Annotated in this window: 11 protein-coding genes; 9 read left to right on the forward strand and 2 right to left on the reverse strand. The window is 62.0% G+C overall.

What is annotated here, in order from left to right; all coding sequences use genetic code 11:
* The first annotated feature begins 28 nt into the window (after positions 1-28).
* From RI103_RS21795 to RI103_RS21810, 4 genes are all read left to right on the forward strand, one after another.
* Positions 29-796, forward strand: a complete 768-nt coding sequence (locus RI103_RS21795) for an OmpW family outer membrane protein (protein WP_310817544.1) — start codon at positions 29-31, stop codon at positions 794-796.
* A 56-nt stretch (positions 797-852) separates the two neighbouring features.
* The gene (locus RI103_RS21800) at positions 853-1,680 is read left to right on the forward strand and encodes an SDR family oxidoreductase (RefSeq protein WP_310817545.1); all 828 of its coding nucleotides are present in this window, start codon (positions 853-855) and stop codon (positions 1,678-1,680) included.
* A gap of 224 nt (positions 1,681-1,904) precedes the next feature.
* The gene (locus RI103_RS21805; protein WP_310817546.1) at positions 1,905-2,945 is read left to right on the forward strand and encodes an alpha/beta hydrolase; all 1,041 of its coding nucleotides are present in this window, start codon (positions 1,905-1,907) and stop codon (positions 2,943-2,945) included.
* A gap of 78 nt (positions 2,946-3,023) precedes the next feature.
* Positions 3,024-3,584 (forward strand): SRPBCC family protein, encoded by a 561-nt coding sequence (locus tag RI103_RS21810; protein ID WP_310817548.1) that lies wholly within the window; start codon positions 3,024-3,026, stop codon positions 3,582-3,584.
* 22 nt (positions 3,585-3,606) lie between these two features.
* Here RI103_RS21810 and RI103_RS21815 read toward each other — a convergent pair whose 3' ends face one another.
* Positions 3,607-4,566 carry a LysR family transcriptional regulator gene (locus tag RI103_RS21815; RefSeq protein ID WP_310817550.1) on the reverse strand — a complete coding sequence of 320 codons (960 nt, stop codon included), beginning with the start codon at positions 4,564-4,566 and terminating at the stop codon, positions 3,607-3,609.
* 129 nt (positions 4,567-4,695) lie between these two features.
* Between RI103_RS21815 and RI103_RS21820 the strand changes: the two genes are divergently transcribed.
* Entirely contained in the window at positions 4,696-5,862 is a 1,167-nt protein-coding gene (locus tag RI103_RS21820; RefSeq protein WP_310817551.1) for a mandelate racemase/muconate lactonizing enzyme family protein, read from the forward strand.
* Positions 5,863-6,028: 166 nt separating this feature from the next.
* Here RI103_RS21820 and RI103_RS21825 read toward each other — a convergent pair whose 3' ends face one another.
* A complete protein-coding gene (locus RI103_RS21825) occupies positions 6,029-6,958 on the reverse strand; it encodes a LysR family transcriptional regulator (RefSeq protein WP_310817553.1) in 930 nt (309 codons plus the stop codon).
* Between the two features lie 145 nt (positions 6,959-7,103).
* On the opposite strand from RI103_RS21825, the gene RI103_RS21830 reads away from it, so the two are divergent.
* From RI103_RS21830 to RI103_RS21845, 4 genes are read left to right on the forward strand one after another with little or no spacing between them, the layout of a single operon-like run.
* Positions 7,104-8,519, forward strand: coding sequence for an MmgE/PrpD family protein (locus RI103_RS21830; protein ID WP_310817554.1), 1,416 nt, complete (start codon positions 7,104-7,106; stop codon positions 8,517-8,519).
* 9 nt (positions 8,520-8,528) lie between these two features.
* Positions 8,529-9,869, forward strand: coding sequence for an MFS transporter (locus RI103_RS21835; protein ID WP_310817555.1), 1,341 nt, complete (start codon positions 8,529-8,531; stop codon positions 9,867-9,869).
* A gap of 43 nt (positions 9,870-9,912) precedes the next feature.
* Complete coding sequence (locus RI103_RS21840) at positions 9,913-11,331, forward strand: MmgE/PrpD family protein (protein WP_310817556.1); 1,419 nt, start codon at positions 9,913-9,915, stop codon at positions 11,329-11,331.
* Complete coding sequence (locus RI103_RS21845; RefSeq protein ID WP_310817557.1) at positions 11,331-12,698, forward strand: MmgE/PrpD family protein; 1,368 nt, start codon at positions 11,331-11,333, stop codon at positions 12,696-12,698. Before RI103_RS21840 ends, RI103_RS21845 begins: the two co-directional genes overlap by 1 nt.
* Positions 12,699-12,852: the final 154 nt, after the last annotated feature.

The following is a 12,852-nucleotide window of genomic DNA, read 5'->3' on the forward strand; positions in this document are numbered from 1 at the left end:
CATATCAGTTCGTCATGCAAAATATAAAATGGAGGAAAAGGTGAAGAAAGTCAGGTATCTGCCCTTGTTGACGGGGGTAATGTGCGCCGGCGCACTGGCCCAGAGTGCGGGCAGTTTCATTGCGACAGGCGGCGCCACATGGATCGACTATGGCATGTCGTCGGCAACGCCATTGCAAAGCACTTCGGCGGCCGGCACCTTTACCTCATCAGGGACGACTGGCCAGATACACAATACCTGGACGGTCGAGACGGCGTTCACCTATTTCATCACGGACAACATCGCGATCGATCTGGCTACCGGCGTGCCGCCAAAGCTCAAGCTCTACGCCCAGGGCACGGTGACGCCGTTCGGCCCCGGCGGTCCGTCCCTCGGGCTGGGCAATCTGCAACCGCTCGCGACGACCAGAGCGTGGCCGCCAATTCTGTTCCTCAAGTACTACTTTGGCGCGGCGCAGGCGAAAGTGCGTCCCTTCCTCGGCGTGGGTGTCAACTACACGTGGTATACGTCGGTCCAGCTCAATCCGACATTCAATGGTGCGTTGCACACGGTCGCGGGGCCAGGAGGGGACGTCAAGGCATCGCTGAGCCCGTCGTGGAATCCTGCATTCAACGCGGGCGTCTCCTATAACTTAAGCAAGAACTGGTACGCCACGGCATCCGTGACGTATATGCCGCTCAAGACGAACGCGACCATCACTGCCGTCGCGGCCAACGGACAAACCGTGCTGACCAACAGGACGCGTATTACCGCCAATCCGTGGATCGGTTTCGTGGGGATCGGATATCGGTTCTAGCTGAATTGTTCAGTGATGCCCTCTTCGGTGCAAGGGCGTACAACCAGGAGAGAAACATGCTGGTCACTCGATACCTGGCGAACGACCTGTTCGCCGGCAAGACCGTTTTCGTCACAGGCGGCAGCAGCGGCATCAATCTCGGCGTGGCGAAGAACTTCGCGGCCTTGGGCGCCCAAGTCGCCATCTGCGGCCGCACCCAGGAAAAGCTGGACACGGCTGCAACGGAACTGCGCGCACTCGGCGCCACGGTCTGCCCCATCGTTGCCGACGTGCGCGATTTCGCCGCGCTGGAGGCGGCTTTCGCCATGAGCAGAGCGGAACTGGGTCCCATGGACGTGCTGGTCTGCGGCGCAGCCGGCAATTTTCTGGTCCCGGCGGAGAAGCTCTCCCCGAACGGCTTCAAGACGGTTATCGACATCGATCTGCTTGGAGCCTTCAACGCGTCACGAGCGGCCTTCGAGCAGTTGAAGGAGACGCAGGGCGTCATCATCTATATTTCCGCGGGCATGGCGTACATGCCGCACGCCTTCCAGGTGCATGTGGGCGCCGCCAAGGCGGGCATCGATATGTTGATGAGAAACCTGGCGCTGGAGTGGGGGCGCTATGGTATTCGCACGAATAGCATCGTCCCCGGACCCATCGAGGGAACCGAAGGCATGAAGCGGCTGTGGAGCGCGGAGCGACACGAAGACTTCGTCAACGCCATTCCGCTGCGGCGCATGGGCACGGTGGACGACATTGGCCAGAGCGCGGTGTTTCTCGCTTCGCCGCTCGCTTCCTACATTTCCGGCTGTGTAGTCGTTTGCGATGGCGGCCAGAACCTGGCCGGTTCAGCGCTGTTCAACATGGGCGCGGAGCAGATGCTGCGTGCTCAGGTGAGGTGAAATGGCGGTGGACTTCAGAACGCGCAGCGTCAGCCGTCGTCGACGGCATTGCCACTGTGGAGATTGGTTTGAAAAGGCTTAAGTAGATTGAGTGGCAAATCCTCAGTAAGCGAATCCTAAACACAATAGTATGACTATCAGTTAGCTACCGAACATACGGGTCGTAAGCACAGTGCAATGTTTCCTGGATCAGCTTCAAAAAACATCGACAAAAGAGAGAGATCATGGCCGCGAAAAAGAGGGCTGCGCAGGCTAGTGCAGTGGCTGACGTCGACTATGTGCTGACTGTGCGTGCGAGGGACGAAGCGGGAGCATTTCATCCGGAAGTCGGGAAACCGTCGTATCTGATCATTGACGGCGATAAGAATATAGAAGACGGTACGCCATTGGACGATCCCGATGACTGGTGTCAGCGTGTCATTGCAGATGGATCCTGGAAGAACGGAGATGAACAGCGAGGGGATATCCTGTTTTTCGTCCATGGTTACAACGTGGATGAAGGCGAGATTCTTGAGAGACATCGCAGAATAAAGAGAGACCTGAGAAGTTTCGGATATCGAGGAACCGTTGTCTCTTTCGATTGGCCCAGCGATAACAAGGCGCTGGCCTATTGGGAAGATCGACACCGCGCAGTAGCTACGGCGTTGGCACTCGTCGATGCGGGTATCAAGTTGCTTTCTGCAAAGCAGACGCCCACCTGTCCGGTCAACATTCATGTCATTGCGCACTCGACGGGGGCCTATGTTGTTCGTGAGGCGTTTTGCGACGCGGACAATACAGCCTTGCCGAATCAGAGCTGGCTCGTGAGCCAACTCGTATTCATTGCCGGGGACGTTTCCGCGGATAGCATGACTGCAAGTGATCCTGGTTTTGCATCCGTCTACCGTCACTGTGTACGGTTGACAAATTACTCGAACCGTTACGACCTGGCCCTCGACATTTCGAATGTGAAGCGAGTTGGCATTGCGCCGCGCGTCGGTCGGATCGGCCTGCCAGACGGTATTCCGCAAAAGGCTGTGAACGTTGACTGTTCAGACTACTACCAGAGTCTTGCATCATCGAAAGCCATGCAAAAGACAGATCAACCTTACCAGCCGCCATTTCTGGGCTTCCAATCCCATACCTGGTTTTTCGGAAACCGCGTGTTCACCGAGGACCTGTTCCACGTGATCATTGGGACAGACCGATTCGTTTCACCGCTACGCGCACTGATTGGATCTCAGCTTGTACTGCAAAACGGCTCAGCGCCTGATACTCATCATTGAAGCGGTGGGATGTGTTTGGGAGCACATAGCGTTCGACCTCAGCGACTCTGTGGCTCCTAACGCGATATAACAAGCGATATGAGAAACCGTACACGGTTAGTCACGGCCATATCGGCCCTGCTTGTCGCCATTGCGTTGCTCTTTATCCCATTGCCGCAGCGGCTCGGGCTCGACACGCGCATCGTTACGGTTGCGTCGATTCAACGCCCCGCCACAGCCGTGTTCGACTATGTCACGACGCCGGCTCACTGGCCAGCCTGGCATCCGTCATCGCTCGCGGTCAGCGGCTCGGTCGACCATCCACTCAATCTGGGCGAGCAGGTGACGGAGGAATTCCGTGTAGCGGGCAGGCGCGGCCGCGTTGTGTGGACGGTCGCTGAACGGGAGCCTCCGGCCAGGTGGACGATAGAAGGAAAGATTGATGGCAAACCGGCTGGCACCGTCACTTATTCGCTGACATCGACTGCGGGCGGAACTCGCTTCGAGCGTGACTTCACTTATCGCGCGCCGTCGTTGTGGTTCGCGCTATTCAACTGGCTTGTGCTGCGCGCGCGGATTCAATCGGAATCCGATACGGCGGTTTCGCGACTCAAGGGCATTCTGGAAGCGGCGCCGCAGGCTTCGCGTGCTGGTCGTTGAGACAGTTGGCTGGACAGATGACTCACGCCTTGCGGCCCGCTCTCTTTTTTTGGTCGTAAAGCACAGCGCCAGTTTCAACCGGAATGAACGGAGCCTGAAAATGGTCGATCAGAAAATCGATGAATGCCCGGGCGCGTGCCGTCTGGTTCCGGTGGCTGGGATAGTAGACAAACAGGTCGGCCGACGGCAGCACCGTATCGGGCAAAACCAGTTTTAGCCGCCCGCTTTGAACGTACTTCGCCAGATCCCATTCTGAACGAATCAGAATCCCATGTCCGTCGAGCGCCCACTTCAGCACAATATCGCCATCGTTGCTTGAAAGCGCGCCTTTGACCTTCAGCGCTTCAGTGTGGTCCCCCTGCATATACCGCCACACGCCATAGGCATCGTCGTTCTGGCGATGAACGATGCAGCGATGCCGAACCAGATCCTCCACGCGCTCCGGTGTCCCAAATCGTTCAAGGTATTTCGGCGAGGCGCAAAGAAAACGCCGATTGCTCATGATGCGCCGGGCGCTGAGCCGGCTGTCGGGGAGCGTTCCAAAGCGGATTGCCATATCGAACGCTTCCTCGACCAGGTCGATGGGCCGGTCGGTTACTTCAAACTGGATCTCCACATTGGGAAAGCGCTTCGCGAATTCGGACACAAGCGGCGCGATGGTCGTGCGCCCAAAGCCGAGTGTCGCATTGACACGCAACAGTCCTTGAGGATCGGAACGAGCCCCGGATATCTCATCCTCCATCTGCCGGACTTGGCCGACGATCTGTGTCGCGTAGCGCAGGTAAGTCTCGCCCTCAGGAGTCAGGCTGACACTCCGCGTTGTCCTGTTGACTAGCCGCGCCCCGAGTTTTTGTTCCATTAGCCCCAGGCGTTTGGTCGCGGCCGGTGGGGTGAGATCGAGCGCCCGAGCCGCCCCCGACAAGCTTTTGAGTCTGGCGACGAGGATGAAAAACTCGAAATCGGATGCCGAATCAGTTGACACGTTGGTTGTTCACCTAAAGTAAAAAATTAAATGAATCTAAGCGAATTCTAATCCCTCGTTTCGCGGATAAGCTAGTTTCCATTGCAGCCAGACGCATGCGATACGTGCTCAAACTCAGGAGATACCGTCGTGAGAATCGTTGAAATCCGCGAAAAGACCGTTCCGATCAGTTCCCCCATCCGTAATGCCTACATTGACTTCCGCAAGATGACGCTGAGTCTCGTCGCCGTGGTGACGGATGTCATCCGGGACGGCAAACCGGTGGTGGGTTACGGCTTCAATTCCAACGGCCGCTACGGCCAGGGCAAGCTGATGCGCGAGCGCTTCATTCCGCGCATTCTCGAAGCCGACCCCGCCACGCTCGTGAACGATGCGGGCGACAACCTCGATCCGCACAAGATCTGGGCGACCATGTTCACGAACGAAAAGCCGGGCGGCCACGGCGAGCGCTCGGTCGCGATCGGTACGATCGACATGGCGATCTGGGACGCGGTGGCGAAGATCGAAGGCAAGCCGCTGTTCCAGCTGCTGGCCGACCGTTACGGCAATGGCCAGCCCGACCGCAAGGTTTTCGTATACGCGGCGGGCGGTTATTACTACCCGGGCCAGGACCACGGGAAGCTGAAAGACGAAATGCGCAGCTATCTCGACCGCGGCTATACGGTCGTGAAGAAGAAGATCGGCGGCGCTTCGCTCGATGAAGATCTGCGCCGCATCGACTCGATCCTGAGCGTGCTGGGCGATGGACAGAAACTCGCGGTCGACGCCAATGGCCGCTTCGACCTCGACACGGCGATCCAGTACGCGAAGGCGTTGTCGCAATACGACCTGTTCTGGTACGAAGAGCCGGGCGACCCGCTCGACTTCGAATTGCAGGCGACGCTGCGCAACTACTACGACAAGCCGATGGCGACGGGTGAGGATCTGTTCTCGATGCAGGACGCCCGCAACCTGATCCGCTATGGCGGCATGCGTCCGGACCGCGACTGGCTGCAGTTCGACTGCGCACTGAGCTACGGCCTCGTCGAGTACCTGCGCACGCTCGACATGCTGCATCAGCACGGCTGGTCGCCGAGCCGCTGCGTTCCGCACGGCGGCCATCAGATGTCGCTGAACATCGCGGCCGGACTTGGCCTGGGCGGTAACGAATCCTATCCGGACCTGTTCCAGCCTTACGGTGGCTTCCCCGACGGCGTGAAGGTGGAAAACGGCTTCATCACGATGCCCGATCTGCCCGGCATCGGCTTCGAAGGCAAAGCCGATCTCTTCGCCGAGATGCAAAAGCTGTCCGCATAAGCCGTCTAGCGGCAAAACGCGCCGACAAAAAAGTGTCGGCGCGGCGTTCATATAAATATAAAAACGGACGCTGGTGAAATCAGTCCGTTCCCGTCGCAGCGGTAGATCCCGCTGCGGCGGCTCGACCTGACTATCAACCAGGGATGCCGGGGCGTCCTCGATACCGTCAGGCAGGTTCGTGCAGGATCGACGAATCGAATGGCGCCATTCTGCGCAGCGCGAGACGAAAGTCGCGTGCGATCGACGAAAGCGCGGCATCGCGCCGGCGAATCAGACCGATGGTTCGTGCGACTGTCGGATCCACCAGTGGCCGGATCGCGATGCGCGCGTGCGCATCGCGTGGCGCCGCGCAACGCGGAATGATGGAGATGCCGAGCCCCGCTTCAACGAGCCCCAATGACGTGGTCAGATGCTCGATCTCGATCAGCCGGTCGGGGCGCCAGTCGATATCCCTGAGCGCGGCGTCGAGCATGCGCCGGTTTCCGCTCGACGTGCCCGAGACGATCAGCGGCCATGGCCGCAACTCCGGCCACGTCACATGTTCACTCGCGGCGAGCGGATGATCCGCGGGACATGCCAGCACGTACGGATCGACAAGCAGTTCGTCGATGGCAAGCTCAGGCGATTCGTTCACGAGAAACGCAATGCCAAACTCCGCCTCGCCGATCGCGACACGTTGCACGACCGTCGCGAGGTTAGCCTCGATCAGCCTGAGCCGTACTTCGGGACGCCGCTTGTGATAACTGCCGACGATTTTCGGCAGCATGAATTTGGCGACCGTTGGAATGCACGCGATCGTTAATTGACCAGTGCGGATACGTGTCGCTTCGCTCACGAGTTCGAGCGATGCATCGAGTTCACGCAACACACCCTGCGCGCGCGGCAACAGCAATTCGCCGGCACTGGTGAGGGCGACGGTGCGCGTGGTGCGTTCGAACAGCGTGGCGTCGAGCGCTTCCTCGAGTCGTTTGATGCGTCGCGTCAAAGCGGAAGCGGACAGGTTCAGTTCGATCGCCGCATCGTTGAACGAGGCGTGCGACGCGACCGCGACGAAAGCCCGCAATGCGTCGAGATCGACACCCGGAAAACGGTTCATCTGCACCCCGCTGACTCTTGCATGTGACGCAATAATAATCACGTCGCGTGCAATTCACAAACACGTCCTGGCTGCGGATACTGAGCGCACGACATTTCCGTGCAACCTGATTCGCGCGCTTGCATCCAACACGGCGGCCAAAACGATGAACCAGCATACCGACGTAGGCACAAACCCTTATACCGGCGGCGTGGCCGCATTCGTTGCGGGCTTGCGGTATGAAGCGATACCGGACGAGGTGCGCGCGCGCATCAAACTGCTGATCCTCGATTCGCTGGGCTGCGCCATTTTCGGCGCCGGGTTGCCATGGAGCCGCATTCTTGCGGATACCTTGCAGCGCGTCGACAGCACGCCGGGTTGCCACGTGTGGGGCATGCCGTTGCGTTTGTCCGCGCCGCACGCGGCGCTCGTCAACGGCACCTTGATCCAGAGTTTCGAACTCGACGACGTGCATCGCGTCGGCGTGCTGCACGTCGGGGCGGTGACCTTGCCGGCCGTGCTCGCGGTCGCCGAACTGCTATCTGCCGACGCGCCGATGTCAGGCCGCGAATTCCTGCGTGCCTGCGTGGCGGGCTATGAGGTCGGTCCGCGCGTGGGCATGTGCATGGGACCGGAGCACATCGCGCAAGGCTGGCATTCCGGCGCGACGGTCGGCGTATTTTCGGCTGCGGCGGGCGCGGCAGCCGCGCTGCGACTCGACGTGGAACAGACGGTGCACGCGCTCGGCATCGGCGGCACGCAGTCGGCGGGGCTGATGGCCGCGCAGTTCGGCGCGATGGTCAAACGCATGCACGCGGGCCGCGCCGCGCAAAGCGGCTTGTACGGCGCGTTGCTGGCGCAAAACGGTTTCACCGGCATCGTCGACGTGTTTGAAAATCCGTACGGCGGATTTTGCAGCACGTTCTCGCGTTCGTCGGACCGCTTCGATCTGACGCAACTCGTGGACGGCTTCGGCGAGCGCTTCGAGACGATGCGCATCGCGCTCAAGTTCTACTCGTGCGTGGGCAGCAATCACACCACACTCGATGCGATCCGCGCGATGCAGGCGCGTCATCCGTTCGGCGCGGACGATATCGAGCGGATCGTCGTGCACGGTTCGCGCGTCACGGTCGATCACGTGGGCTGGAAATACGTGCCCCAGGGGCTGACTTCCGCGCAACTGAACCTGTCGTATTGCGTCGCAACGCTGCTGCTGGAAGGCGACGTGTTCGTCGACCAGTTCAGCGAGGACAAAGTCGCGGACCCGCAGCGCATGGCGTTGGCCGAACGCGTGCAGGTGGTCGAGGACCCTGCGATCACGGCGCGCGGTTCGATGCTGCGGCATATGGTGCGGGTCGAGGTGCTGTTGCGCGACGGCACGCGGCTGGAAGAAACGGTCGAGGCGCAGCGCGGCAGCGAACATGCCTTCGCGAGTGAAGCGGATATCGTCGGCAAGATGAGAAAGCTCGCCGCGCATCGGATCGACGCGCGGCAGATCGCGCGCATCGTCGACTGGGTGATGCACGCCGAAGATCAGCCGGACGCGAGCGAACTCGCGCGGCTCCTCGCGAGCGCTGCCTGAGGAGCCATCGTGGCCGCCACCGCGCACACCCTCCCGTTGTCCGCTACGCCCGCCGCGCGGCGCGAGCGGTTGCGGTCGATTATTGGCGGCAGCGCGGGCAACGTCATCGAATGGTATGACTTCCTTGCGTATTCGATCTTCTCGATCTACTTCAGCAAGGCTTTTTTCCCGGGCGGCAATCAGACCGCGCAACTGCTGAACGCGGCGGCCGTCGCGGCGATTGGCTATGTCGTGCGGCCGCTCGGCAGTTGGGCGATCGGCGCGCTCGCTGACCGGCACGGGCGGCGCGTGGCGTTGAGCATATCGGTGGCGATGATGAGCGTCGGCTCGCTGATCATCGCCTTGACGCCGACGTATGCGTCGATTGGCGTGGCCGCGCCCGCGGTGCTGGTTTGCGCGCGTCTGCTGCAAGGTTTCAGCATGGGCGGCGAAGCGGGCACGAGCGCGACCTATCTGAGCGAAATGGCGCCCACGGGCCGGCGCGGTTTCTTCGTCGGCTTTGTGCAGGTGACAGTGGTGATGGGGCAACTGTTGGCGCTCGCGCTGATGCTCGTGCTGCAACGGCTCGTGCTGACGCCCACTCAACTCGAGCAGTGGGGCTGGCGTATTCCGTTTGCGATCGGCGGCGCGCTGGCCGTCTTTGCGCTGTATCTGCGGCGCGGCATTGCGGAGACTGATGCGTTCGAACGCGAGGGCGGCGCCAATGCCGACATGCAGACGCAGCGGGGCAGTCTGCTGGTGCTGCTGATCCAGCACCGGCGTCAGACGCTGTGGACGATCGGCATCAGCATCGGCGGCACGGTCGCGTTCTACACATTCACGATCTATCTGCAGAAGTTCATGGTCAACACGACCGGCTTCAGCCGCGATACGGCGACGCTGATCGCAACGGCGGCGCTGGTGATCTACATGGGCTTCCAGCCGCTCTTCGGCCTATTGTCCGATCTGCTCGGACGACGGCCGGTCATGATGATCTTCGGTGTAGGCGGCACGTTCCTGACCGTGCCGCTGATGCATGCGCTCGGCACGACCCATAGCGCTCTCACCGCGTTTGCACTAAACCTCGCGGCGCTCGGCATTCTCAGCGGCTTTTCGTCGATTCACTGGCTCGTCAAATCGGAGCTGTTCCCTGCGAGGGTTCGCGCGCTCGGCGTCGGCCTGCCGTTTGCGATCGTGTCGTCGGTGATGGGCGGCACCACGGAATATCTTGCTTTGCGCTTCAAGCACGCGGGCCACGAATCGTGGTTCTTCTACTACGTCAGCGCGTGCGCGGCGGTGTCGCTGCTCACGTACGTGCTGATGCCCGAGACGCGCCATCGGTCGGTGATCGACGAAGAAGCGCGTCAATAATGTGATCACGCAGGTGCTCACCAAGATCAACGGAGACGCTTTCATGCAGCCGGCTTCATCCGCTGGACGCACCGCTGCGCAGTTGTTGTCGGAGTACGCGCTCGGCGTGCGCTTCGAGCAGTTGCCCGCCGGGATCGTGCGGCTCGCCAAAGACTGCCTGATCGATGCGATCGGCGCGGCGTTGTACGGACACGAAGTGGAAGCGGGCAAGGCCGCGCTGCGCTATGTCAGCCACGCGGCCGCGGGTCCGTGCGCGATCCCTGGCACGAGCCGGCGTGTCGCGCCCGAGGCGGCGGCGTTCGCGGGCGGCGTGCTGGTCCACGCGGCGGAACTCGACAGCTTGCGGCAACCCGGCGCCGGCGTTCATCCCGGCGCGTCGCTGGTGCCGGTTGCACTGGCCGCCGCGCAGGCTTACGGCGCGTCGGGACGCGAATTGCTGGCGGCGCTCGTCGCCGGTATCGAGGTACTGTTTCGCATCGGCACTGCGACAAAACATTCAGCCGAAGCACGCGGCTTTCATGCGCCGGGTCTGACGGGACCGTTCGGCGCCGCGATCGTCGCGGGCAAGCTGGCTGACGTGGACGCGGATGCGCTGCGTCGCGCCTTGGGCATTGCCGGCTCGTTGAGCGGCGGATTGCTCGAATTCGCGAAGTCCGGCGACGGTGGTCTCGTCAAACGTCTGCACCTGGGGCGCGCGGCGCAATCGGGGATCGTCGCCGTGCAACTGGCGCAGGCGGGCTTCGACGGACCGTCGACGGTGCTCGAAGGGCGCTACGGTTTTCTGGAGGCGTATTGCGAGGCCTCGGACGCGACGCGTCTGACCGAGGGGTTAGGCACGCGTTACGAAACGCCGACGCTATGCCTGAAGCGCTACGCGTGTCACATCGTGGCGCACACGCCGGTCTACGCCGCGCAGCAATTGCGCGCCGCGCACGATATCGACGCGCGCCGTATCGTCGCGATCCGGATCGAGGGCGCACCGCGCCTTGCTGCGAATCACGATATCAAGCGGCCCGCCAATCAGGTGCTTGCGCAATACAGCGTGCCGGTTTGCGTGGCGGCGGCGCTGCTGCACGACGCCGACGATCCATCGACCTTCGGCGACCGTCTGTTGCAAGACGAAGCCATCCGCGAACTCGCGCAGCGCGTGACGCTCGTCGCGACCGACGCCACCGGCCTTGCCACCGTCACACGCATCACGCTCGATAACGGCACGACATACGAACTGGCGCAGTCGGATTTCCCGGGCTGTCCGTCCACACCGTTCACGCCGGCCCAGTTGCGCACCAAGTTCATGCGGATGACGACGCGGCTGGGCGCTGCGGCGCACACGTTGTTCGAGCGGCTGGACCGGGTGGAAGAAGAAGCGGATCTGCACTGGCTCGACGCGGCGCCCGCCCATTCGCCCGACTCTTTGCAGCGGGCGTCGCCCGATCTATCGCTTGTAAAAGGAGACCGCTGATGAGCATCGCGAAATCGCTGGGCGAACGCATCGCGGCGTTCACTTCCGCCGACGTGCCCGACGAAGCATTGCGCTGGGCGCGCATCGGCATCATCGATACGATCGGCGTGACGCTGGCGGGTTCGGCGCAACCGTGCGCGCGGATTGCGCGGACCGTGGCGGCACCCTCGAACGGCGCCGCGCTCGTGTTCGGCACGCGCGAACGGATGAAGCCCAGCGACGCCGCGCTTGTCAACGGCACGGCCGCGCATGCGCTCGACTTCGACGATTGCAGCAATACGCTGGGCGGCCATCCTTCCGCGCCGATCCTGCCGGCGCTCTTCGCGCTCGCCGAAGAAGTGCGCGCGAGCGGCCGGCGCCTCGTTACCGCTTACGTGGCGGGTTTCGAAACGCAGGCTCGCATCGCGCGCGCCGTCAATTTTCATCATTACGACAAAGGCTGGCATCCAACGGCGACCCTCGGCGTGTTCGGCGCGTGTGCCGCGTCGGCGCATCTGCTCGAACTGGATGCAGTGCGGACGGCGACCGCCTTGTCGATTGCCGCGTCGTTTGCCTCGGGCATCAAGGCCAATTTCGGCACCATGACGAAGCCGTTGCATGTCGGTCACGCGTCGCGCAACGGCTTGATCGCGACGCTGCTGGCGCGCGAAGGTTTCAGCGCCGGCGACCAGGCCTTCGAACACGCCCAAGGCTTTTTCAACGTCTACAACGGCGCGGGCCATTACGACGCCGAGGCGGCGCTGACGCATTGGGCCGATCCGCTCGACATCGTCGAACCCGGCATTGCGATCAAGCAGTATCCGTGCTGCGGCAGCACGCACCCCGCAATCGACGCGATGCTGATGCTCGTCAGCGAGTACGGACTGAAGCCGGACGATGTCGACTCGGTCGTGTCGTGGACGCATCCGCGCCGTCTTCAGCATACGAACCGCCCGCAGCCGGCCAGTGCGCTCGACGCGAAATTCAGCGTGCAGTACTGCGTGGCGCGCGCGCTTGCACAAGGGCGCGTGGTGCTGTCCGATTTCGAAGGCGACGCGTACGCCGACCCGGCGATTCGCGCGCTCATGTCGAAGATCGTGGCGGAGCCTGATCCTTTGGCGGACCAGCAGGCGGATCATTTCGGCGCGGAAGTGGTCGTTCAGTTGCGCGACGGGCGGCGTGTGTCGAAACGCGTCGCGCGCGCGGCGGGCCGGACCTCCGCCAATCCGCTGCCGGACGCGCGGATCGAAGCCAAGTTCCTCGACTGTGCGAATCACGCCCTGACGCCCGATGCGAGCCGCGACGCGCTGGGCATGCTTTGGCGCATCGAGTGTATGGAAGACATCAGCACGTTGAGCGCTTTATTCGAGGCAGGTTTGCGGCACTGACGCAGGCGTCGCGATGCGTAGGACGCGGCTTTATTCGAACGAGCAAGACAATCGCGCGGCTATGACCGCGGGCGGCTTTGCATGGGACCAGAGTAAGCGCTAAAGCGCTAACTCTGATCGACAGCTTTGCATGGGACCGGAGTAAGCGCTAAAG

The sequence above is a fragment of the Paraburkholderia sp. FT54 genome (genome assembly GCF_031585635.1).
Classification (GTDB): Bacteria; Pseudomonadota; Gammaproteobacteria; order Burkholderiales; family Burkholderiaceae; genus Paraburkholderia.

Coding starts and splice junctions, on each gene's coding strand:
- RI103_RS21840 (WP_310817556.1), top strand. CDS start 9,913: ATGCAGCCGGCTTCATCCGCTGGACGCACCGCTGCGCAGTTGTTGTCG.
- RI103_RS21810 (WP_310817548.1), top strand. CDS start 3,024: ATGAGAAACCGTACACGGTTAGTCACGGCCATATCGGCCCTGCTTGTC.
- RI103_RS21800 (WP_310817545.1), top strand. CDS start 853: ATGCTGGTCACTCGATACCTGGCGAACGACCTGTTCGCCGGCAAGACC.
- RI103_RS21825 (WP_310817553.1), bottom strand. CDS start 6,958: ATGAACCGTTTTCCGGGTGTCGATCTCGACGCATTGCGGGCTTTCGTC.
- RI103_RS21830 (WP_310817554.1), top strand. CDS start 7,104: ATGAACCAGCATACCGACGTAGGCACAAACCCTTATACCGGCGGCGTG.
- RI103_RS21805 (WP_310817546.1), top strand. CDS start 1,905: ATGGCCGCGAAAAAGAGGGCTGCGCAGGCTAGTGCAGTGGCTGACGTC.
- RI103_RS21795 (WP_310817544.1), top strand. CDS start 29: ATGGAGGAAAAGGTGAAGAAAGTCAGGTATCTGCCCTTGTTGACGGGG.
- RI103_RS21845 (WP_310817557.1), top strand. CDS start 11,331: ATGAGCATCGCGAAATCGCTGGGCGAACGCATCGCGGCGTTCACTTCC.